The sequence below is a fragment of the Paenibacillus cucumis (ex Kampfer et al. 2016) genome (genome assembly GCF_019748695.1).
In the GTDB taxonomy this organism is placed as follows: Bacteria; Bacillota; Bacilli; order Paenibacillales; family Paenibacillaceae; genus Paenibacillus; species Paenibacillus polysaccharolyticus.
On sequence record NZ_JACLIC010000010.1, the window covers coordinates 159,474 to 182,672 of the forward strand.

At 45.6% G+C, this 23,199-nt stretch carries 17 protein-coding genes; 15 read left to right on the forward strand and 2 right to left on the reverse strand.

From position 1 onward, the window contains the following. Positions 1–184: 184 nt before the first annotated feature. The 11 genes from H7T88_RS07120 to H7T88_RS07165 all read left to right on the forward strand — a co-directional run bounded on the left by H7T88_RS07120 (position 185) and on the right by H7T88_RS07165 (position 14,837). Entirely contained in the window at positions 185–727 is a 543-nt protein-coding gene (locus H7T88_RS07120; RefSeq protein WP_260510764.1) for a phage holin family protein, read from the forward strand. Positions 728–981: 254 nt separating this feature from the next. Beyond that, positions 982–1,971, forward strand: a complete 990-nt coding sequence (locus tag H7T88_RS07125) for a glycoside hydrolase family 25 protein (RefSeq protein WP_423246122.1) — start codon at positions 982–984, stop codon at positions 1,969–1,971. Between the two features lie 833 nt (positions 1,972–2,804). Beyond that, positions 2,805–4,454 (forward strand): ABC transporter substrate-binding protein, encoded by a 1,650-nt coding sequence (locus H7T88_RS07130; protein ID WP_154890944.1) that lies wholly within the window; start codon positions 2,805–2,807, stop codon positions 4,452–4,454. A gap of 64 nt (positions 4,455–4,518) precedes the next feature. After that, on the forward strand, positions 4,519–4,647 hold the full coding sequence (locus H7T88_RS28675) for a hypothetical protein (protein WP_260510766.1): 129 nt from the start codon (positions 4,519–4,521) through the stop codon (positions 4,645–4,647). After that, the gene (locus H7T88_RS07135) at positions 4,644–5,648 is read left to right on the forward strand and encodes an ABC transporter permease (RefSeq protein ID WP_154982712.1); all 1,005 of its coding nucleotides are present in this window, start codon (positions 4,644–4,646) and stop codon (positions 5,646–5,648) included. The genes H7T88_RS28675 and H7T88_RS07135 overlap by 4 nt, the downstream gene beginning before the upstream one ends. Positions 5,649–5,775: 127 nt before the next feature. Continuing rightward, positions 5,776–6,675: a nickel transporter permease gene (gene nikC, locus H7T88_RS07140; protein ID WP_090918316.1), complete on the forward strand. Its 900-nt coding sequence runs from the start codon at positions 5,776–5,778 to the stop codon at positions 6,673–6,675. A 340-nt stretch (positions 6,676–7,015) separates the two neighbouring features. Next, positions 7,016–8,899 (forward strand): molecular chaperone HtpG, encoded by a 1,884-nt coding sequence (gene htpG / locus H7T88_RS07145; RefSeq protein WP_154890806.1) that lies wholly within the window; start codon positions 7,016–7,018, stop codon positions 8,897–8,899. 287 nt (positions 8,900–9,186) lie between these two features. Next, positions 9,187–10,602: a deoxyguanosinetriphosphate triphosphohydrolase family protein gene (locus tag H7T88_RS07150; protein WP_221787802.1), complete on the forward strand. Its 1,416-nt coding sequence runs from the start codon at positions 9,187–9,189 to the stop codon at positions 10,600–10,602. A 44-nt stretch (positions 10,603–10,646) separates the two neighbouring features. After that, on the forward strand, positions 10,647–11,705 hold the full coding sequence (locus tag H7T88_RS07155; protein WP_221787803.1) for an MsnO8 family LLM class oxidoreductase: 1,059 nt from the start codon (positions 10,647–10,649) through the stop codon (positions 11,703–11,705). A 290-nt stretch (positions 11,706–11,995) separates the two neighbouring features. Further along, positions 11,996–13,708, forward strand: a complete 1,713-nt coding sequence (locus tag H7T88_RS07160) for a HAMP domain-containing methyl-accepting chemotaxis protein (protein WP_154890809.1) — start codon at positions 11,996–11,998, stop codon at positions 13,706–13,708. Between the two features lie 178 nt (positions 13,709–13,886). Beyond that, the gene (locus H7T88_RS07165) at positions 13,887–14,837 is read left to right on the forward strand and encodes a TRM11 family SAM-dependent methyltransferase (protein WP_260510767.1); all 951 of its coding nucleotides are present in this window, start codon (positions 13,887–13,889) and stop codon (positions 14,835–14,837) included. A 150-nt stretch (positions 14,838–14,987) separates the two neighbouring features. Here H7T88_RS07165 and H7T88_RS07170 read toward each other — a convergent pair whose 3' ends face one another. Then, positions 14,988–15,944 carry a D-2-hydroxyacid dehydrogenase gene (locus H7T88_RS07170; RefSeq protein WP_221787806.1) on the reverse strand — a complete coding sequence of 319 codons (957 nt, stop codon included), beginning with the start codon at positions 15,942–15,944 and terminating at the stop codon, positions 14,988–14,990. A 199-nt stretch (positions 15,945–16,143) separates the two neighbouring features. On the opposite strand from H7T88_RS07170, the gene thpR reads away from it, so the two are divergent. Then, positions 16,144–16,746 (forward strand): RNA 2',3'-cyclic phosphodiesterase, encoded by a 603-nt coding sequence (thpR, locus tag H7T88_RS07175; RefSeq protein WP_221787808.1) that lies wholly within the window; start codon positions 16,144–16,146, stop codon positions 16,744–16,746. Positions 16,747–16,876: 130 nt separating this feature from the next. Beyond that, positions 16,877–17,734, forward strand: a complete 858-nt coding sequence (locus H7T88_RS07180) for a cell wall hydrolase (protein ID WP_221787810.1) — start codon at positions 16,877–16,879, stop codon at positions 17,732–17,734. A gap of 289 nt (positions 17,735–18,023) precedes the next feature. Here the strand turns inward: H7T88_RS07180 and H7T88_RS07185 are convergent, their stop codons facing one another. After that, on the reverse strand, positions 18,024–19,241 hold the full coding sequence (locus H7T88_RS07185; RefSeq protein ID WP_154958554.1) for an MGDG synthase family glycosyltransferase: 1,218 nt from the start codon (positions 19,239–19,241) through the stop codon (positions 18,024–18,026). A gap of 409 nt (positions 19,242–19,650) precedes the next feature. Here H7T88_RS07185 and H7T88_RS07190 point away from each other — a divergent pair, with 409 nt between their 5' ends. Next, a complete protein-coding gene (locus H7T88_RS07190; protein WP_090918298.1) occupies positions 19,651–20,241 on the forward strand; it encodes a TetR/AcrR family transcriptional regulator in 591 nt (196 codons plus the stop codon). 158 nt (positions 20,242–20,399) lie between these two features. Beyond that, positions 20,400–22,682, forward strand: coding sequence for a YhgE/Pip family protein (locus tag H7T88_RS07195; RefSeq protein ID WP_221787812.1), 2,283 nt, complete (start codon positions 20,400–20,402; stop codon positions 22,680–22,682). Positions 22,683–23,199: the final 517 nt, after the last annotated feature.

Sequence of the window (23,199 nt, forward strand, 5' to 3'; positions counted from 1 at the left end):
TATAAGGAGAGGTGAGACTATGTTAGCTGTATACGTAATGATGATTAATAAAAAATTGATTGAGCTACACCAAGTTCCAGAGAGTAGTCGAAGTCAGGTGGCTGTACTATTGGAATCAGCCAATACAGACGATTAAGGATAAGATAAGTCGTTTTATGAATACAAAACAAAAGGAGGTGAAGCCATGGAACGATGGGACACCCTATGGAAATGGGGGATTGCGGTGATGAGTAGCTCGGCATCCTACTTCTTTGGAGGCTGGTCAGGGGTGCTCGGTGTATTGCTAGTCTTTGTCATCTTCGATTACCTGACAGGTATCGCGGCGGCGGGAATGACAGGCAAGCTTGAGAGTAATATTGGATTGTTTGGCATTGCACGAAAGGTATTTATATTTGCAATGGTATCGGTGGCTCATCTGGTGGACGGTGTTCTGGGAGACGGACATTTGTTCAGGGATGCGGTCGCCTTTTTTTATATTGCGAATGAGTTGTTGTCCATCATTGAAAATGGGGGCAAACTGGGTGCTCCGATCCCTCCTGTCATTCGGCAGGCGATTCAAGTGCTCAAAGGAAAGGCGGGGGAAGATGTGTTATCTTCTCCGTTGCCACATCCCCCTCCGTCGTTGGATCATTCCGAAGGCGAAATTGATCATCCTCCAGAAAATGAGCAATCCAAAGAAAAAGCCACGGATCAAGAGAATTCAGATAATAAGAAAAGCACAGCGTAACAATAAGAAAAGCACCCAACGGGTGCTTTCTTTACTTTCAGTCGTCACTCTGTATTTATCTTGCTTACAGATTATTGGTTCAACTTAATAATAAGATCGTAGTAGTATTTGAGCTGTTCCAAATAGGAGTTTTCTTTCATAAGGCTAGCTCGGTATTCTGGGTCATACATCGTACAACAAGGGACACGCACACAAGCAATCTTCAACCCGTCCGCATTTACTAAATACAAACGGCAACTAGCCGAATAAAGGGTGTGAGAAATTTGCAAAATAGAACCCAGGGCAATACGCAGGGCATTGATGTCTCCAGGTATCAGGGCAATATCGACTGGGCGAAGGTAAAGGCAAGCGGCATGACCTTTGTGTTTATCAAAGCAACCGAAGGGCGGACATATATCGATCCGAATTTTCAGAAAAATGTAAACGGTGCGCTTACGGCGGGCATGATGGTGGGAACCTATCATTTCTTCCGCGGAACGACTGTCGAGATTGCGAGGGCAGAAGCGGCACATTATGCCAATACGCTGAACCAGATCGGGGGAGCCAAGGCTCTGCAATTGCCACCGGTTATGGATTACGAGAACAATCCCGGCAATCTGAGCAAAGCCCAGATGAATACGGTAGCCAAAGCCTTTTTAACAGAATTGCAACGTCTCACAGGTGTAAAACCGATCATATATACAGGCAATTCATTTGCTAGCAATTTCGATGCTTCTTTGGGCTCGTACGATCTGTGGGTTGCGCGTTACAGCACGACACGTGTACCGGATGCTCAGCCGGCATGGAAGCGCTGGACGTTCTGGCAGTATACGGATTCAGGTAAGGTGAACGGTATTAGCGGAAATGTAGACATGAATGAATTCGAGGGAACAGCAGCGCAGCTTAGAGCGAGATATGCGGCGGCTACGCCAAACCCAAGTCCTACGAATCCAACCAATCCGACTAATCCTGGTAACCCGTCGAACCCGACTACACCACCGAATCCGAATCCACCAACTGTACCACCGAAAGGAGGCGAACCAATGACAGCCGAAGAGAAAGCTGCGTTTGATGCGCTGAAAGCACAGGTTGATCGTTTGCAAGCGCGTCAGCAGATGGAGGTCCCTGTCTGGGCGAAGGCTGCTGTAGATGCTGCTCTGGCCTATGATGCCAAAAATCCGTTGTTTAGCATCGATAACGGTGCGAGCTACGATTTTTATCGTTTTATTACCGTGATGCACCGTAGAGGTTTGTTTAAAAAGTGAATCAAATCAGGTTATAAGCAAGACTGATTATTTACACAACAATGGTTATTCCGTTATCAGGTGCTTAGTGTAAGCAAATTTAGTTTTACTTCAATAGAACAGATTTGACTGTGGAGGAAAAGCAGGGAACATGAGCTATTTTGTCGAGCTATGTTCCTTTTTTGTACATAATGTCACTAATTCTGACGCGTGTGATAAACTTAAAAACGTATGTCTGTAAAGTTCTTGTCTAATTGGTAAATGTGATGTAAAGTAAGTTACACGAAAATGTTTTTCACCACGATTTAATACTCAAACCTCCTCATCATGACAAAACCATAACATGAAAAGTTATTGTAGTGTCGATCTGTTCTATTCTTTTTTCTACCCATAAATCGAATTAAATCTAATTCATACTTCATGAAGACAAACTCACGGAACAAAGTCCCAAGGCCAACATTTGTGTTCTATTTTTGTACCCATTCAAGGGCAGATTTGCTGTTTCGAATTGACCTTGGTTCAAATAGATGCATCGCCCTATCTCAGAATGCTAGAAGCTTTATACTCTAACGCTACTGATCCGTTGATCCGTGTTTTTTCAATGGTTCTACATCTATGGTACCCTCTCACTCTGCTAATTTAACTCGTTGAAAAACTCTCAGCACTCTAAAACAGGTATCAGAGGCATATAAAGCCTTTAATAGATGATACAAGAATTTAAAGATTATAACTAGGGATGATCTGATTACTAGCTAGCACCACCACATCATCGCACGCACGGCCAGAGGTACCGTTTTTCGGTCGCAATCATCACAAACATTATGAGACAGGGAAGGGTGTTGTATCGTATGCGAATGAGAAAAAAATGGATGTCCGGTTTACTGACTTTGGCTCTGAGTACCGTACTTGTGTTATCTGGCTGCTCCAGCAGCAAAGATGGCGGGGAAGGAACGCCGGCACCTGCTGAAGGTAATGAACCTCCAACAGAAGCAGCCGCCCAGGATACGATGATTATGGGACGTGGCGGGGACTCGGTCGCCCTTGATCCTTCGATTGTGACGGATGGAGAATCTCTCAAGATTGGGCATCAGGTATTTGATTCGCTCCTCGATTACAAAGAGGGTGGAACCGAAGTGGTTCCGGCGCTGGCCGAGAGCTGGGAAATTTCCGCGGACGGGCTGAAGTATGTATTTAAGCTGAAATCCGGGGTGAAGTTCCATGATGGAACTGACTTTAACGCGGATGCCGTAGTGTTTAATTTTAATCGCTGGAGCGATCCGGCAAGTGAATATAAATTCGAAGGCGATTCCTTCGACTATTATGATTCCATGTTTGGGCCAGATGGCGCGCGTGTGATCAAAGAAGTGAAGGCACTCGATGAATCGACAGTGGAGTTTACCCTGAACCAGCCACAAGCTCCTTTCCTGCAAAATATTGCGATGACTCCGTTTGGCATTGGCAGTCCGGCTGCCATCCAGGAGAAGAAAGAAAACTTCAAGAGTGAGCCTGTCGGCACTGGGCCATTTGTATTTAAAGAGTGGAAACGGAACGATTCCATCACGCTGGAGAAAAATTCAGACTACTGGAGGGAAGGTTTTCCGAAGCTGAACAAGGTAATCGTGCGCTCCATTCCGGATAACACGGCTCGTTTCAATGCATTGCAAAATGGCGAGATCGATATTATGGAAGACCTGAATCCGGATGATCTGAGCATTCTGGAAGGCAATAGCGAGCTACAGAAGATTGAACGTCCGCCGTTCAACGTGGCATATATCGGGTTTAATTTTAAGAAAAAACCGTTTGATAACGTGAAAGTCAGACAAGCCCTGAACCATGCCGTGAACAAACAGGCCATTATTGACGCGTTCTTTGCTGGACAGGCAGAGCCTGCGGTGAACCCGATGCCACCTACGCTATGGGGTTACAACGATGAGATCGAAGATTACGCGTATGATCTGGAAAAAGCAAAAGCGTTGCTGGCTGAAGCCGGCTTCCCTGACGGATTGCCAGATCCGGTAACATTTTATGCCATGCCGGTATCCCGTCCGTACATGCCTGATGGCAAGAAGGTAGCAGAAGCGATTCAGGCTGATTTTGAGAAAATCGGTGTCAAAACAACGATCGAATCTCCGGAGTGGGCGACCTATCTGGAAGATTCCAAAGCCGGGGAGAAGGACGACATATACATGCTCGGCTGGACAGGGGATAACGGTGACCCGGATAACTTCCTGTATACCCTTTTGGATAAGGACGCCATCCCGGGCAACAACCGTAGCTACTATGTAAATGAAGAGTTGCATTCCTTACTCACAAAAGCACAAACGGAGACGGATCAGGATAAACGTGCCGAGCTTTACAAACAGGCTCAGGTCATCATCAAGGAAGACGCTCCTTGGATTCCACTTGTGCATACCACACCGATTCTTGCCGGGAAAGCCAGCCTGAAGGGTTTTGTAACCTCTCCGCTGGGAACGGAATCGTATGTGGGGGCTTATTTTGAATAAAACTTTCGAGTGAAAATAAATGAAACTCAAGTATTAAACCAAGTTATGCGCTGGCGGACATGCAATGCTTATTAGATTCTACATCCGGGTCGTGACGAGCCAAAGCATACGTGTTCGCCAGCGCTATTTCTATGATTTTGCCAAAGTTGAAATCATGCAGATGAACCCTTTAGGGCAGGTGATCTGGAAGTGAACAGCTATATTGTCAAACGTGTGCTGGTACTGCTGCCCGTTTTGCTGGGCATGACGTTGATCGTTTTTTCCATCATTCATGCGATACCCGGTGATCCGGCCGAGACGATTCTGGGGCAAAAAGCAACGGAACAATCCAAGCAGGCTCTCCGGGATCAGCTCGGACTGGACAAACCCTGGTTCCAGCAATATTTCGCCTATCTAGGCGACTTGCTGAAAGGGGATCTGGGCACATCTATTCGCACCAAGGTACCTATTGCCCAGGAAATCGTGCCTTATCTGACAGCGACACTCGAACTTACGATGGCAAGTATGTTGTTTGCTGTCATTATTGGTGTGAATGCAGGGATTGTCAGTGCTTGGAAGCACAACTCCTGGTTTGATTACTGCTGCATGGTAATTGCGCTTGTAGGGGTATCCATGCCGATTTTTTGGCTCGGGTTGATGGAGCAATGGCTGTTTGCTAACAAACTGCAATGGCTACCGTCCATTGGACGAATGAACGCACGTGATCCGGTGGATGCGATTACAGGTTTGTATGTGCTGGACACGATGCTTGCAGGACGCTGGGATCAGCTGTGGACGGTGACCAAACATCTGATTCTGCCAAGTGTGGCGCTGGGCACCATCCCGATGGCTGTGATTGCGCGCATGACACGTTCCAGCATGCTGGAAGTGATGAGTTCCGATTATATTCGTACCGCCAAGGCGAAAGGATTGGGGCCGTTTTTTGTCATATACGGGCATGCGCTGAAGAATGCATTTATCCCCGTGCTGACTGTTATCGGCATTCAAACGGGGTCTCTGCTGGGTGGCGCTGTGCTGACGGAAACGATTTTTGCCTGGCCGGGTGTAGGGCGTTACATATATGAAGCGATTAGTTCACGGGACTATCCTGTGATTCAGAGCGGAATCCTGATCGTAGCTTTCTTTTTTGTATTGATTAATCTGATCGTAGATTTGCTCTATGCGGTGTTTGACCCAAGAATCAGTTACAAGTAGGAGGGACAGGATAGCAGAGCAAAGCATCCTACGATACAACGATAAAGTCCCGATGGCTGGTTTATTCTTCTGTGTAAACAATCCGTTTATCTCTTCCATTATCTAAGTTCAGCAAAGGAGAACCTGTATGGCCAAATTGTCGACCAATACCGGACAAACCGTTGACGCAGTCAGCGCGAGTAGATCGGGTCCTTGGCGTGAGGCGTGGAGGACGTTTCGGCGGAATCGGCTTGCGTTGGCAGGCTTAATCATTATTCTTTTTTTCATCGTATTAGCCTTCCTTGCCCCCTATATTGCGCCCTATGATTACAAAGAGCAGGTGCTACAGGACAGGCTTCAAGCTCCGTCGGCTGAGCACTGGTTCGGAACGGATGACCTGGGACGGGATGTGTTTTCCCGTGTAATTCATGGCGCAAGAATATCGCTGTGGGTTGGATTTTTCTCCGTCATTGGGTCTATTGTTGCTGGAGCACTTCTTGGACTGGTTGCGGGGTTCTATGGAAAATGGGCGGACATGTTGATCTCGCGTCTGTTTGATATTTTGCTGGCATTTCCGGGCATCTTGCTGGCGATCGCGATTGTCGCGATTCTGGGCCCTTCTTTGCAGAATGCGTTGCTCGCCATTGCGATCGTGAATATTCCAACGTATGGACGGTTGGTGAGATCGCGTGTACTTAGCTTGCGGCAGGAAGAGTTTATTACATCGGCACGGACATTGGGAGCGGGGAACGGCCGAATCTTGTTTCGACACATTTTACCAAACAGTCTTACGCCCCTTATTGTGCAAGGTACACTCGGAATCGGTACAGCGATTATCGAGGCAGCGGCGCTCGGATTTCTGGGTATGGGGGCGCAACCACCGGACCCGGAGTGGGGCAAGATGCTTTCGGATTCACGGCAGTACATCCAAAAGGCTCCGTGGACGCTCATCTTTCCCGGTCTTTCCATTATGCTGACGGTACTTGGTTTCAATCTGATGGGCGATGGCCTGCGTGACACTCTTGACCCAAAGATGGCGAAGAAATAACCGATATCACCCAACCGTCCCGAATTTCAATTCGTGGCGGTTTTTGTATTGCTGGAGCAAGTGCGTTACACTGGGAAGAGTGGTTGTCCGTATAGAAGTTTAATCGGTTTTTTACAGAATGAAATCCATGATTTTGTTAAAATAACCGTCTTCGTATTGACACCCAATTTTCCCATATGTTATATAAAAAGAAGGGTTTAGCACTCTGAGTCTTTGAGTGCTAACAAATGAAGCTAATATACACCACTACATATGGAATGGTTCAGTCGTATATGGCTCAGCTTGCCTCTGTACTCAACTGAATCATTTGATACCCAAATTCGAAAGGAGCACTTCATTCATGGCGGTTAAAAAAGAATTTCAGGCAGAATCCAAACGTTTGCTGGATATGATGATCAACTCCATTTACACACAGAAAGAAATTTTCCTCAGAGAACTGATCTCCAACTCCAGTGATGCCATCGACAAAATATATTACAGAGCATTGACGGACGACACGCTCGTTTTCAACAAAGAGGACTACTATATCAAGCTTACCATTGACAAGGAAAACCGCACACTTACCCTTACCGATACCGGGATTGGTATGACACAGGAAGAGCTGGAGAACAACCTCGGAGTCATTGCGAAGAGTGGTTCCCTGGCATTCAAAAAAGAAAACGAAGCCAAAGACGGTCATAACATTATCGGTCAATTCGGAGTAGGATTCTACTCGGCGTTCATGGTGGCGGACAAGCTGACAGTAACGAGTAAAACGCTGGGCAGCAACGAAGCTTGGAAATGGGAATCCGAAGGTGCTGACGGGTACACGATTACACCTGCGGAAAAAGATACCGTGGGTACAGAAATCGTTCTAACGATTAAACAAAATACCGAAGAAGACTCGTATGACGAGTTTTTGGAAGAGTACCGCCTGAGATCCATCATCAAGAAATACTCTGACTTCATTCGTTATCCAATCAAAATGGATGTAACCAATCACCGTCCGAAGGAAGGTACGGAGAACGAGTTCGAGGATTACAAGGAAGAACAAACGGTTAACAGCATGGTGCCGATCTGGCGTAAAAATAAAAGTGAACTGACCGAAGAAGACTACACCAACTTCTATATGGAGAAACGGTACGGTTTTGACAAACCGCTGAAACATCTGCACATTAGCGCGGACGGCGCGGTGGTGTATAATGCGATCCTGTTTATTCCGGAGAATACGCCGTTTGACTACTATACGAAAGAGTATGAAAAAGGTCTGGAGTTATACTCCAACGGCGTATTGATCATGGATAAGTGCGGCGACCTGTTGCCAGATTACTTTGGTTTTGTGAAAGGGATGGTGGATTCCGAGGATCTATCTCTGAACATCTCACGTGAGATGCTTCAACACGACCGCCAGCTTAGCCTGATTGCGAAGAACATCAAAAACAAAATCAAAGGCCAACTGCAAAGTCTGCTCAAAGACGAGCGCGAGAACTACGAGAAGTTCTATCAAGCGTTCGGTCGTCAGCTGAAGTACGGCGTATACAGCGATTATGGCGCAAACAAAGACACATTACAGGATCTGTTGCTGTTCACGTCTTCTAAAGAGAGCAAGCTGGTGAGCCTGGACGAATACGTCTCCAGAATGCCAGAAGATCAGAAGTATATCTATTATGCTGCGGGTGAGTCCATCAGCCGAATCGAGAAACTGCCACAGATCGAGGGCGTATTGGAAAAAGGGTACGAAGTGCTCTACTTCACCGACGATATCGATGAATTCGCGATCAAGATGATCACGAATTACAAGGAGAAAGAGTTCAAATCCATCTCCAGTGGTGATCTTGGTATTGAAGACAGTGCGGAAAAAGAAGAGACTGAAGCGCAGGACAATGACAACAAAGAATTGTTCGAAGCGATGCAGGCACAGCTGGAGGGCAAAGTTAAAGCGGTGAAAGCGTCCAAACGTCTTCGCAGCCACCCGGTATGTTTGTCCACCGAGGGTGATTTGACGATTGAGATGGAGAAAGTGCTGAAAGCTATGCCAAACAGCGGAGATGTTCAAGCGGATAAAGTGCTGGAGATCAACGTGAACCATGATGTGTTCAAATCGTTGAAAGATGCTTTTGCGCAGGATAAAGAGAAGCTCAGCCTGTATACGAGCCTCTTGTATCATCAAGCGTTGCTGATTGAAGGATTGCCGATTCAAGACCCGGTAGAATTTACAAATGATATCTGCAAAGTGATGGTATAGATCTGCTAGATTTAAAACTTCATTTGAAGTTTAACCCGACAAGACGTCATTCGTCTGTCGGGTTTTCTTTTTATATCGAGGTAACACTCACCGGCTCAACTATCGACGTACAGTTCTTCATTCTATGCACAGACAGTAGTCTTGCAGGGTATAATATACATAGAGAGGACTGTGCATCATATGTTGATGTAAGAAGAGATGACATGACAGACGGATTTTGCTTTTCGAAACCGCAGATGTTGTGTATAATCACTCAAAATAGAGACAGTCGGCTAGGAGTGATCTACATGCAATGGCATGATCTGAGAGAACATAGACAATACCCTGAACTTACCAAGCTGGAGGGCTCTCGTGCAGCGTATGAGCGAGACTATTCCCGATTGATTCATTCCCCAACGTTCCGGAGACTGCAGGGCAAATCGCAAGTGTTTGGCGCAGGTACGGGTGATTATTACCGGACACGTCTGACCCATTCCCTTGAGGTGGCACAGATTGCGCGAGAAGCGGCGAGAAGCCTGTTGCGTCATTACCCGGAGGTAGATTGGGGCCGGGCAGAGAACCCCGGTCTGATTATCGATTCGGAAGTTGTAGAATGTGCGGCGATCGCACATGACTTTGGTCATCCACCTTTTGGACATAAAGGGGAAGAAGTGCTTGATGGCATTTTAGATGATCTGATCAACAGTGAGACGAAGAAGATTATGAAAAAAAGTCGGGCCGCGAAAGCCCCTAAGGCTGAGTCTGACGTACGAGCGGAGCTCAAACGGAAATACGAGCATTTTGAAGGCAACGCACATAACTTCCGCCTGATCATGTATTTGGAGAAACGTGAAGATATCGACGGACTGAACTTGTCGGATGCTGTGCTGCTAGGGATCAACAAGTATCCGTACCCTGGAACAGAGAGCAAGAAAGGCATGTATCACCACGAGTGGCAGTACATTCGTGAGATTCGGGAGCGCTGGAACATCCCGGCGGGCAAGAAAACGCTCGAAGCACAACTGATGGATCTATGCGATGATATTGCGTACTCCGCACATGATCTGGAGGATGGCATCAAGGCAGGCAAAATCGAGGTGCATGAGCATTTTCTGCAAGACCAGCATATTAACCGGCTCATCGTAGACAAAATTACTACACTTGAAGATCTGTTCTGGAAGGGCTGGGCAAGAGAGGCAATCGCGGAAAAAGTGGAAGAAGTTCTCGCATCGTTTCTGCGCATCTGGAATGAGAAAATGCCTTTCTGCGAGCATGATTACTCGCGTACTCGTCGTGAGGTGAAGGCTTATTGGGTCAGTCTTTTTGTAGGAAGTCTAGGAGTCATTGATGACGGGGATTGGAAAAAGGTAACCTTTGTCCGCGAAGGTGTAGAAGACCTTGACATGCTGCGCACCGTTAGTGTGCTTAAGAGCTTCGCCTGGGTGACGATGATTCGGGATCTGCGTGTTCAGCGTTTGCAGAAGCGCAGTGAGTGGATGATTAAACGGCTCTGGGATGCATTTCTCGATCCGGAAACGTCAAAATCCATCATTCCTTCCGATTGGTTGCAACGATATGAGAAGGATCAAGCCAAAGCACATCCGATCTGGACTTGGGAGCATATGGTGATTGATTACATTGCGGGGATGACCGATGCATTTGCCGAGAAAATTTATAATGAACTTTATGGCCTGAAGGTCGGTTCGATCTACGATCTGGACTAGGTGCAAAATCAAAGAGAGGCAAGAGATCAAAGGAGTTGTACAGTGTGGTTGCAAATTTAAGTGAAACCTTTACTGAGAGCTTAGGTGCCAGCACACAAGATTGCTCTGGAGAAAAATTCAGTCTCGGCGTGCTGGATCTCGTTCCTAGACTGAATGGTGCATCCGCTGAGCATGCTCTTCAGCAAGCAGTGCTTTTGGCTCAACAAGCTGAAGCATGGGGTTACACACGATATTGGACGTCTGAGCATCATGATATGCCTGAACTTGCTTCGGCTTCTCCTGAGGTGTTGCTATCTCATATTGGTGCAAAGACAGATACCATTCTGCTTGGGTCGGGAGCTGTTCTGCTTCCGCATTATAGTCCACTCAAGGTTGCAGAGTCGTTCCGTCTGCTGGCTTCACTCTATCCGGGACGGATCGAGCTCGGGTTAGGACGGGCTCCTGGCGGAGGACCTCATGCAACGATGGCCCTCAGTGGCAATTATTTGCAACATGTCTCGAACCTTCCCGCCAAACTGGCTTCGCTTACCGAATTGCTGGAAGACCGTTTTACGTATGAGGATGTTCCGGTTACAGCGCGTCCAGTTCCAGAAATTCCATTATCCTTATGGATGCTAGGGACCAATGTCAAAAGCGCAGCATATGCTGCGAAGTTTGGTATGGGTTATGTTTTTGGACAGTTCCTGAGTGATTCGGATGGAACCCAGGCTGTACGTCGCTATCGTGAGGAATTCGTGCCTAGTGTTGGGCTGAAGGAACCAGAAGTGATGGTGGCGCTCAGTGCAATGTGTGCGGCAACGGAGAACGATGCTTTAAGGTGGAGTCGTGAGATTGAGAACCAGCGCCAGGAAAGTCGTGAAGAGCACACAAATGAGCGAGATACCAACGTGGGTAGCGTCAAGGATAAGCCTCAGAGTATTTCTGTCCATAAAGAGGACAACGAGGTGAAGCGGCATGTTGCTGGCACACCCGAACAAGTATGGCAGTACATTCGGCAAGTAGGGCAGAGGCTGGATACCAACCGGATCCTCGTGGTAACGGGTGGTCCTGATTATGAATGCAGGCTGGAGTCCTACCGCTTGTTAAAATCTAGAATGAGTTAAGGGACAAAGTGAATCTAAAATTGCCTAATCAAGTGTTAGGTGATGTTAAGATGGTGATGAGCTGCAGATCTGAATCATACAGATGTTGCAGCTCATTTTTAATTCGATAAAGTTCAACAAAATTTCATAGATTACAGCGTTTACCGACAAAAGAATGCTATAATACTTTATCGCTATAATGCAGATAAATATAGAAGAGTGTAATTTGCAAGGGGCTAATAGATGGGTTTATTTGCTAGAAAAGTACTAAATTGTAAATGTGGCGAAAGTTGTCATGAGGGGGAAATTATATGTTTAGCCGATTTAAAATCAAGAGCATCGGTCTGCGTATCAGCATCGCATTTTATCTGTTAATCCTCTGTTTAATTATTCTGAGTGTTACCATCATTGGCCGGATGAATTCAATTGAGACTAACACAAATGACATTACAGGTAATTGGATGCCTTCGATCCAGAAGATCAACCAATTAAATTATTCAACCGAACATGTTTTGTCACTGAGTTATCGTTACTTTGACGCTGAGGAAGCGGACAAGTCCAAACTTAACGAAGAGCGCACCAAGTATATTCGTGAAACGGCTCAGACGATTGCAATTTATGATAAACAGGCAAAGTCTGAGGAAGAGAATGAGCACTGGACAGCGTTTAAGAGTAAATGGGAAGACTATCTTAAAATGAATGCACAAGCCATTCGGGTTAGTGACGAAGGGCAGACTCAGCTTGCCAAAGAAGTAGCTGACAAAGGATCTGCTTCGTTTGATTTGATGCAGGTTGATCTGGATTATCTCGTCAATTACAACCAGCAGCAATCCGATATTTCGGCATCTCAAACCATTCGTTCTGTTCAAGATGGCAGGTTGTCTGTGCTCATAGGTGTGCTTGCGATGATTATCATTACCGCCATATTTGTTCCAATCATCCGCACACAGGTGGTTAAACCGTTGCTTCGTGTCATCAGTGCTGTTAAATTGATCGCGGAAGGTCAATTAAACGTGCAGGATGTACATACCAAACATGAAGATGAAGTGGGCGCCCTGGCGAAAGCAGTCAATGAGATGAAAGGTAACCTGACCTCGATGGTGATCAATGTAAGGCGTGTAGCTGAATCGGTGAATCGTCAGAGTAGCGAACTGGCCATTGCTTCGGAAGAAGTGAAGATCGGCAGTCAGCAAATTGCGATCACAATGGAGGAATCGGCTAAGGCGGCTGAGAGTCAGGCTCAGACCGCTGTGGAGTCGGCTCGCACAGTGGAAGATTTGAATAATCATATTCAGCAGCATGCGGAACAGGGAAATCAGCTTCGTATGATGTCCAATCAAGTGTTGGAGCAGGGACAGAGCGGCCGCAAATCCATGGAAGAATCCGTGCAACAGATGCAACAGATTGCCAGCTCGGTATCGTCCTCAATGAGCAAGATGGAGGAGCTAAACCGTAAAAATGAAGACATTTCCAAGCTGGTTTTGGTGATTCACGACATTGCTCGCCAAACCAACTTACTCGCGTTGAATGCATCGATTGAAGCTGCACGGGCTGGAGAGAGTGGACGCGGTTTTGCTGTTGTAGCATCGGAGGTCCGGAAATTGTCAGAAGCTGTCCAAGCTTCCGTTGAAGAAATTACGACCATCACTCAGGATATCCAGCAAGATTCACAGGGTGTAGTAAATGAGCTACGTGTTGGCGTTCAAGAAACGGAATTAGGGCAGGAGCGTATGCTTACGTCAGGTAAGTTGTTCAGAACCATCAACACATCCGTAGAAGGCATGGTAGAGGTAATTGGCACGATGTCGGAAGGGCTTTCAGGTATGGAACAGAGCAGTGGCCTGATGAATGACTTCAGTCAGCAGATTTCTGCAGTGTCTCAACAATCGGCGGCCAGTGTGGAGGAAGTCTCTGCTTCGGCTGAGGAACAAGTCGGTTCTATGGAGACCATCAGCAGTAATATTCAAACGTTGAAGGAACTGTCTGACGATCTGCTCACATCCATTGAAAAATTAAAAGTATAAGCCGTTCTTTATAATAGAAGAAACAGGGTAAAACGATTGTTTGAAAAGGTGGATGTGTGGTCGGATTTCGAGTTTAAGACCAGGTCCTAAAATTAAAGTTGAAAGGGATATCCAGCAATGGAATCCCTTATTTTTTTGATTTAAACTTGAAAAGTAGAACCAAGAAATGAGGATGATTATGATGGCAGCTACATATATATACATCTTTGCCTGTCATGAAAATGAACGTGAGTTATGCCATCTTGAATTGAGTACATTGCTTAAGTTGGATTCAGAAATACGCATTACCAGTGGTTCTTATATTAGGTCTGAGCGGTGTATCCCGCCGGGAAGAAGTCCATTTATGCATGGACGGCTGAATGTATTGGGTGAAGGAGACTCGATTACGGAGCTGCTCCCTATAGCTCGAAACATTCGTTTGCAGCAGGATGAGACATTTAAGGTAGTTTGTCTAAAAGCAGGAGATACGCCACCTGACTATGCTCAGGCACGGAAGTTTGAAAAAGAAGTCGGGATGTGCATCCATGGAAAAGCGCAGATGAAACAACCTAAAGTGACTTTCGGACTAATTAAAATAGGTCTAAAATGGATCTTGGGTCAGTGGACAGAAGCGGAAAAATCGTGGCAAAACCATCAGCAGAAGCCGCAAAACTACTCCACAGGCTTCGGTGTAACCTTAGCAAGGGCGCTGGTGAACGTTGCTGTTCCAGAGACGGAAAATCATCGTTTGCTGGATCCATGCTGTGGAATGGGAACGGTGGTCATTGAAGCTTTATCCATGGGAATTGATGCAGTAGGCAATGATCTTAATGCACTTGCTGTGCGCGGAGCAAAAGTTAATCTACCTCATTTCGGGTATGACGCCAATCGAATTACTTTGGGAGACATGAGGGATCTGGAAGGTGAGTATGATTCGGCAATTTTCGACATGCCCTATAATCTTTGTTCGGTTCTTCCCGATCAAGAACAGCGAGAGATGCTCCAGAAATTACGCAAGTTATGCAAACGAGCTATCGTCGTTTCCACAGAGTGGGTACAGGCTCACTTGCTGGAATCCGGATGGACGATAGAAAAGTACATAACGGTGCGTAAAGGCACATTTGTACGTCATGTCTGGGTGTGTATGTGATGATCTGGATGTGCATGTAATTATACGTTAGAGTGCATAATAAACACTCCACGAAGGAAGAAAGAATCCTTCGTGGAGTGTTTTTGTTCAGAATTCATCCAGAATGATCAAACATCATTTTGACAAGTTGCATGGGAACGGGTGTTTGTGTTAATATTTATGACTATAATCGACAAGATTGAGCGGAAGAGTTTTACCCGCAACGTAGGCTTCCAGATTTTTGATGAAAATATCGAGAGCGCGCTGCGTATATTGTTCTGTGCTTCCTGCAATGTGAGGTGTAATTAACACATTATCCATGCCCCATAGCGGGTGGTTTGCTGGAAGGGGTTCCTCTTCGAATACATCCAGAGCAGCGAAGGCAATTTTGTCGCTTTGCAAGGCGGCCAGCAATGCCTCCGTGTTTACGCTAGGGCCACGACCTACATTGACAAAACACGCATCAGTCTTGAAATGGTTAAAGGTATTCTGATCGTAAATATGCCGGGTTTCATCGGTCAATGGCAGAATGTTAATCACATAGTCACCTTGGCTTAGAGCTTCATGCAGTCCAGACATATCATACATACGGTCAACATGGGGCACGTCTTTTCCTGAGCGTCGTACTCCAATTGTACGCATGCCTAGTGCTTTTAATACACGGGCTGTTTCGGTCCCAATCTCGCCGACTCCGACGATAACAGCTGTCTTACCATGTAACTCTGACAGTGCTTTGCCGGGATTCTTCCATTCAGCCTGCTGCTGATACAGCATAGCTTGTCTTAGCCAGCGACTGTGGGATAACATCATGCCCAGAATGATTTCTGTAATGGGAATGGCATGAACGCCGTTGGCACTGGTCACCTGAATATTTTTTTGTTGTAGCTCCGCGAATGGGAGATTATCTACACCGGCTGACCAGACCTGAATCCATTTCAAAGGGCTGTCCTGATGCAGAGCATGTTCAGTTACAAGAGGAGACCAGCCCAGTATAATTTCGGCTTCTTTTAATTCGCTCGGATCCAGATCCTTGGCTTTACCCACTTTGATCGTGTATCCTGGCGCAGCCTGCTGGATCTGTTGCTGTTGTTCTTCGGATAGAGATGGAAAACATACGATTTTACTCATAATGTGTGTGCCTCCTGAGATCGATGAATTAGTCTTGTCAAGTGTATCAGATTCAGTGTATCCTGTGCATGTAAATGGAAAATTCAGGAACGGAGTCTGATATGCAAAATCTATATTGTGTGTCACTCTATGTTTACCCAGCTTGAAATGATATGCATAGTTATGGAATAATAGAGCGAACTTTAGAGAGGTGTATGCAATGAATGCCCCAAAACTTCAAGAACATGCATCCAGACGGGAACGTCTGTTTATTGCTGTGCGTCTGCCTGAATCTGTTCAGCAGTTTCTTCATATGCAGGCCAAGCTAATACGGAACAAGCTTGATTTTCGTAAGTGGACTGACCAAAGAGACTATCATATTACCTTGCAATTCCTGGGGGATACGTTGATGAGTGATGTCGGTCATCTTCGAGTAGCTTTGCACAACGTAGCCGCTGATTTTCATACGTTTGACCTGCAGCTATCGGAATGGGGAACGTTTGGTCTGGAGAAAACACCGAAAGTTCTCTGGAGAGGTGTTAACGGAGATGTAGAGCGATTACATCACTTACAGCAAAAAATTGTAGAGGCTACAAAAGATCTGGGTTTTGAAGCCGAGTTAAGACCTTACCGTCCACATGTTACTGTAGCCAGAAAATATCTTGGATCGCTTCCTGGTATGGATCATTCCGGAGTTTCCGAAATCGTTACAGAACATGCTTCTCATGGAAATTCATGGTCAGTAGACGGTTTTGTACTTTATGTGACAAGGCTTGGACAAACGCCAATGTATGAGACAGTGGATACGTTTTCATTTTCCTGAAAAACTTTTTAATACCATAAACTCACATTGACATTGTGTTTATCCCTATGTAATATTAGCCATCGTTATTCAAATTCTTTTTTTTTGGTTACTAAGATTAGGGAATTGTTTCGATAGGAGGAATCTTCGAATGGAAATTATAAGCAAGAATCGTTGGGTAGCACCGATGTTATCAGTGCTGCTTGTATGTATAGTGGGGGTAAATGTCGTTCAGGCGACGGGGAAATGGAATGAAGCGAGTGATAGTAAACAGATGACGGAGCTTGCGTCTTCGGCGCATAACAGCCCATCATTGCCGCAAGACCAGAGGCGAATGATGGAAGATGGGACAAGTCTATCTTCTGACACGTCTGGACAATCCGTAACATGGACTAATGCTTTGCCAGCAAAAAACTGGCTTTTGACTGCTCAGGAAGAGCGCGAGCAACAGGAAGCTGCGGCTAAACAAAAAGCCCAAGCTATCGCTACAGCCAAAGCCAAAAAAGAAGCTGCTCTGAAATTGGCTAAAATGGAACATGCCAAAGCGGCGGCTGCGATGTCAACTCCCCCCCAACAACTTTACTTTACGCGGACCAAACTTTTGAATCAGGAAGATGCGAAACTCGCAACCTGGTCTTACAGTGTGTCCGATAAAGAGCTGCATCTGCTACAAAAAATTGTCATGGCAGAAGCGGAAGGCGAACCGTACAAAGGCAAAGTGGCAGTTGCCAACGTTGTCTTAAACCGGCTGCGGTCAGCCAATTTTCCCGATACCATTTACAAGGTCATCCATCAAAAATCACAGTTCAGCCCTGTGGCGAATGGACGACTAAAACGGGTAACCCCGAATGAAGATAGCATCAAAGCTGTGAATGCTGCGCTGAACGGCCAGAAGGAAGTGTCTGATGATACGTATTATTTTTTATCTTTGACGCTTGCTGATGATCTGACAGTGGCTCGTACGAAGAAGGAAGTAAAAACGATTGGGCATCATACTTTTTACAAGTAAAGCACCTTAAAATTCTGCAAACAGGCAGGGTAGTTAACAATGTGAGTGTCACATAAACCCTGAATCATGTAAAAACGCAGTTTTATTTCGTCGTTTTTTTAAGTATCTTTGATTGTAATTTACCCATTTTTTTGGTAGATCATACGATGAAATGCAATAGAAATAAAAAAGGTTCCCTTTCATTTTCTGAAGGGGAACCTTTTTTGCTTTTTCGTATTCGTTTAAGCACTTGATTGATCGTGTGTTGAATATTGCGTCCTGAGACCGATCCTAAGGCTCCTTAGAGGGATTATAAAGGCAGTCTGGTACCAGACAAAGGTCTGCTTGTAATGCCCGCTGAGAAACGCTCTAGAGACGTAGTTGTAACTTCTGTTGTTGCAGGGAAGAGTAAATCGTGAACAGCTTGAGCACAACAGGTTGGATCATAAGCTGGTGAATGTCCTGTTATATACCTTTTGTTCTTCTTAGGTAGACTACCTTGCTTGTGCTGATTTTCAGACAACTCCCGGAATCGATTCGTTATGACATCCTTAGAGTGAATGATCTCTCCATATCCGGCTTGTACAAAATATTCACAGTTCTCCTCTTCCTGTCCTGGCAGTGGAGGGATAAACAGCATCGGAAGGCCTTTAGCCATCGCTTCCGTACATGTCATGCCTCCTGGCTTGGTGATCAGGACGTCTGAAACATCCATGAGTCTGCTGACTTCCTTCGTGTATCCCAGAATACGGATGTTGGGATGCTGGAAGCAAGGAATTTCTTTCATTTTGTCGATCATCTTTTGGTTGCTTCCGAGGCAGAAGATTAATTGAACCCGGTCTGCCCAGGATGCGAGAGTTTTCATATGTTCCTCGTCAAAAGAAAGCCCCCAACCTCCCCCCATAAGCAGAGCTGTTGGCATATTCTGCAGTCCCATCTCTTCTCTGAGCTTGACCTTATCCCCGGACTCCCAAAAATCCGGATGCACAGGAATACCTGTAATCTGGATCTGCGAGGAAGGAACCCCCCGAATCTCTAACAGGGCTTTAACTTGCGGAGTGGATACGAGATATTTGTTTACCTCAGGGTTAATCCACGTTCCATGTACGTCATAATCAGTGATCAACGTGTAAAGCGGAATATTCAGTCCTTGACGTTTAAGTCTGGAAATAACCGCATTAGGAAACGGATGGGTACAGATTACAATATCCGGCTTCAACTGGGATACGACCTGCGCCGTCTGGGTATAGAAGATACGGTGCAACGCCAGTTTGGTTAAGCCGTTTAAAGATTTGTTGTACTGTGTGCGGTACAACAGGCTGACAAGTTTGGGTTGAACCGATAGTGTCTTTCGATATGCAGAAAAGATCAGTGGAGCGACGGTAGGATTCAAAAATTTCCCAAGTTCAATAACACGACTGTGAACATGAGGACTTACTTTTTTGATGCCATGTGCCAGAGCATGAGCCGCCTGTGTATGACCAGTACCGAATCCTTCTGATAATAAGAGCACTCTTGGTTTTCGCATGAGTTCACCTTTATTCATAAGTTTGAGTTAAAATTAAAATTTGAATGAGAACAGTTTCGTACGTTTTAAGTAGGGACAGTTATGCTAGGTTTGTTACTAATGAATATACAGCAAAACACGGAATCATGTTTCATCCAAAAATATTTACACCGTATAACCTGATTTGATACAACAAACTTCAGTTATATGCGGATTGTTTGAGTCATCTTACACTATAGACGACGACGCTGACAGTTTCCACTGCATTTCGGTTAAAAAATATTAATACATTTTTTTATTGTTAGGCTTGCATTCTTATTTTCAAGGTGATATTGTAGTTTTTGACCGAATGACCAATTTGTATTTTTGGTCATTTTATAGAGAGCGATGGAATTACCCGTCACATTATATGAAGCAAGGAGGGGATAAAATGGCTCCGATCGACAGGAGACAGCAGGTGATTCATGCAGCCGCCCAGTCGTTTGCCATGTTTGGATACAAAGCGACTACGATGGATCAAGTAGCCAAGATCGCCAATGTAGGCAAAGGCACGATCTACACCTTTTTCACCAATAAAGAACAGCTGTTTGATCAAATCCTGGTGGAAGTCATACAGGAGATGAAAAACATTGCGCAGCGTGAAGTGCATCAGGAAAGTGCTTTTTTTGATAATCTGTTTCGTGTGCTCGATGCGCTGTTGGAATTCCGCCGTGATCACGAGTTGCTCGTGAAGTTGTCACAGGAGTTGAAGGATTTTGGAACGTTACAGGCCAAAGAAGGTCTGGAAAAAGTCGAGAAGGTCATTTCCGATTTTCTGTCCCGTGAACTGGAGAAAGCCAGAGCTGGGGGAGAAATACGCGATTGCGATCCGCAAGTTGTTGCTTTTATGATGATTCGATTGTATATTGCATTAACTTCGGACTGGAGTAAACATCATGATCCGCTTAGCAAAGAGGAAATCAAGAACTACTTTCGTCTTTTCTTAATGGAAGGCATAGCTGCGATCAGTTCTGTTGATTGAAACTTGCTTGTCGAAAGACAAGTTTGTTTTTTGCTCTCAACTGACCGTTTGAGAGATTTGGTCATCACGTATTTCGGTAAAAATACCAGAGTTTTTCATTCTGTTTTCATATTGGTTATTCCTGCTGTCTAGCAGAGAGATTAAGGGGAGAAAATGACATGAAATCATTAAACGTGTTTTTCAAGGATTTGGGATCAGCCGTGAGAAACCCGAAGGTGTTGATCCCTGTAATTGCGATATTATTTATACCGATCCTGTACAGCGGCATTTATTTGGCGGCTTACTGGGACCCATACGGTCGTGTTGATAAACTCCCGGTAGCCGTAGTTAACCTTGATAAAGGAGCCGAACTGGAAGGGAAGTCACTTCATGTAGGTAAAGACCTTATTGACGAACTGAAGAAAAATAAAGATTTTAAATGGGACTTTGTGGGTGCTGCTCAGGCAAAGGACGGCATGCAAAACGACAAGTATTACATGCAGATTACGATTCCAGAGAACTTCTCGTCCCAAGCCACAACATTGCTGGATGATAAGCCTGCACCAGCGGACTTGATCTATGAGCCGAACGGTAATTACAACTTTGTAGGTGCGCAAATCGGTAAAACGGCAATTAAAGATCTGAAGGCTAAAGTTTCGGCCAAAGTTACAGAGTCTTATGCAGAGACGCTGTTAGATAAGTTCTCCGAAGTGTCGGATGGCTTGGCTGAAGCAGGCGACGGTGCCGGAGATTTGAAGACCGGTGCTGGAAAACTCGACGACGGTGCTGTGAAACTTAAAGATAATCTGGCTAAACTTGCATCCGGCACGTTGAAACTTCAGGATGGACTAGCTCCGTTAAGTGACGGAGTTACTGCGCTGCATAATGGAGCTTCCAAACTTGAAAATGGAACGACAAGTCTAGTTTCAGGTTTACAGCAACTTCATGAAGCAGCTACTGGGCAGCTTCAAAGTGGTGCTGACCAGTTGAAAGAAGGAAGCGACAAGCTGGCCTCCGGCCTGCAATCTTCATTGGATGGCACAAACAAGCTACAAGCAGGTCTGCAATCATCCGAACAAGGCAGTGCGAAGCTGTCTGACGGTCTGCAATCGGCAGTTCAGGGCAGTGGGACATTGGCAACCGGTCTGCAATCCGCTGTGGATGGTAGCAGTAAAGTTGCCGATGGCGCACAGGGAGTAGCAGCCGGATTGAAACAATTGGCCGCAAGCAACCCGGAACTGGCAGCAAGCGCCGATGTTCAAAAGTTGATAGCAGCGAGTCAGGCTGTTGCTGATGGCAGTACACAGCTACATGAGAGCGAGCAGAAGCTGGCACAAGGCGCGGATCAACTCCACCAAGGTAATCAGCAGCTGGCTGCTGGCGCAACTGAACTGCATGGAGGCCAACAACAACTGCTTGCAGGTGCAAGTCAACTGGTTGATGGACAGAAGCAACTGCTTGCAGGTGCTGGACAGCTTAGTCAGGGCGGAGCCAAACTCTCAGGCGGCTTGCAACAATTCAGTAGCAAATTAGGTGAAGCAGCTACAGGCGGTACACAACTGGCAACTGGTGCGAAACAGCTAGGTACAGGTACAGCAGCATTGCAGACAGGTGTTGGTAAACTTAGCGGCGGTGTTTCATCTCTGGCTGATGGTTCCAAGCAACTGGGTGACGGAGCTGGTAAACTTGCTAATGGTCTTACAGAACTGAAAGACGGTTCTGGTGAACTGGCAACGAAGCTTAAAGATGCTGCTCAGAAAACATCCAAAGTGAAGAAAACAGATGAAGTTGTCAATATGTTTGCAGAACCGGTTAGCTCTTCCGAGAACAAGGCAGAGAACGTAAGTAATTACGGAACAGGCATGACACCATTTTTCCTGTCCATCGGTCTGTTTGTAGGATCACTGATCTCTACCATCGTTCTGAAAATGCGTGAAACGTCTGTACCTGGAGCAACAGGCTGGAATCGTTTCGTAAGCCGCACACTGATATTTGGTTCGGTGAGCATCTTCCAGTCGGTTATTGTAGCAAGCTTTATGCTATACGGTCTCGGACTAGAGACACATAGTACAGGACTGTTTTATCTGTTTACGATTATAACGGGTCTAACCTTCATGCTGATCGTTCAGGCGCTGGTTACTTGGCTAGATCTGCCTGGACGTTATGTAATCATCTTGTTATTGGTCTTCCAGCTTGCAGGAAGTGCGGGTACATTCCCGGTAGAACTGATTCCTTCATGGCTGCAATCCATTAGTCAGTGGCTACCAATGACACACAGCATTATGGGTCTCAGAGCCGTTGTCTCCAGCGGTAACTTCAATGTGATGTGGCATCAGGCTGAAATATTGAGCGTCTATGCAGCTATATCTGTGTTGCTTACGCTAACGTACTTCCTCCTGAACGGCCGACGTACTAAGAGAGAAGCTGAAGTTGCCGAAAGCGGTCAGCCTTTGACCGTATAATATTTAATGAAGCAAGACGACAATTCGCACAACTTTCTGCAAAAAAAAGTTAAAGCATATGTATCGAAATTATGCAATATAGTAGTCAAATAGTACAAATGGCCTGCGGCGCGAAATTAAGCTGCAGGCCATTTTGTATTCAATAGTATGAAAATAGAAAGTTATATTGGAAGCTGAAGCATGAAAATTGCGAAAATATGGTCAAACGTAGGCTGGATATGGAACGATTTTCTTTTATCAGCAATTAAAATCAGTTGTGCTCTGCTATAAAATGTGTATAATTATTCGAAAAAGAGATGTTTTTAAACGTCAATACACTAAAGCTGTACTGCAAAGCAATTCTTATCAGAGGTATTAAAAAGTTTAAATTGCGCTGATGTTAGGTCGGTGTTAAAATAATAGAACTATATCAAAAAACGTCGCTCCATCTTGAGTAGTCGTGCCAGCGGCTACATATTGTTGTATATATGCTGTTACCGGATCACCGGATTCAGTCCTTCGCAATAATCGCGGTCTT